General features: G+C 42.3%; 2 tRNA genes and 2 rRNA genes. All 4 read left to right on the top strand.

What is annotated here, in order from left to right:
- Positions 1-117: ribosomal RNA gene (locus tag GBZ86_RS16545) — 16S ribosomal RNA — on the top strand; the annotation flags it as partial.
- A 108-nt stretch (positions 118-225) separates the two neighbouring features.
- A tRNA-Ala gene (locus GBZ86_RS16540) sits at positions 226-301 on the top strand.
- A 4-nt stretch (positions 302-305) separates the two neighbouring features.
- Positions 306-382, top strand: a tRNA-Ile gene (locus GBZ86_RS16535).
- Positions 383-540: 158 nt separating this feature from the next.
- A 23S ribosomal RNA gene (locus tag GBZ86_RS16530) occupies positions 541-664 on the top strand; the annotation flags it as partial.

Genomic DNA, 664 nt, shown 5'->3' with positions numbered 1-664 from the left:
ATACCCGAAGTCCGTGAGCTAACCGCAAGGAGGCAGCGGCCGAAGGTAGGGTCAGCGATTGGGGTGAAGTCGTAACAAGGTAGCCGTAGGAGAACCTGCGGCTGGATCACCTCCTTTCTAAGGAAATACATCTTAGGATAACTAAGATGATATGAATTGCTACTTAATTATCTGTTTAATTTTGAGAGACTAAAATTAAAGTTTCTTAATAAAAATTAATAATATGGGGGTATAGCTCAGTTGGGAGAGCACCTGCCTTGCACGCAGGGGGTCAGGAGTTCGAATCTCCTTACCTCCACCATTATGGGTCTATAGCTCAGCTGGTTAGAGCGCACGCCTGATAAGCGTGAGGTCGATGGTTCGAGTCCATTTAGACCCACCATTTTGTTCTTTGAAAATTGCACATAAGTTAATAAAGTTGAAGATAAAGCCAATTAAATTTTACTATTCTTTGTAATAGAGAACTAATTGCTAAAATGAAACTCAGCAAAGCTGAGTACAGTTCTTTTACTAAATCATAGATTTGAAAGAACTAGCATAGGTCAAGCTACAAAGGGCGTATGGTGAATGCCTTGGCATCAGGAGCCGATGAAGGACGTGATAAGCTGCGATAAGCTTCGGGTAGACGCACATAGTCTGAGATCCGAAGATTTCCGAATGAGGA

Origin of the sequence: Clostridium tarantellae (genome assembly GCF_009295725.1) — a bacterium.
GTDB classification, from domain to species: domain Bacteria; phylum Bacillota; class Clostridia; order Clostridiales; family Clostridiaceae; genus Sarcina; species Sarcina tarantellae.
The sequence above is the reverse complement of the archived record's forward strand: the minus strand, read 5'-3'. Positions and strand labels throughout refer to the sequence as shown.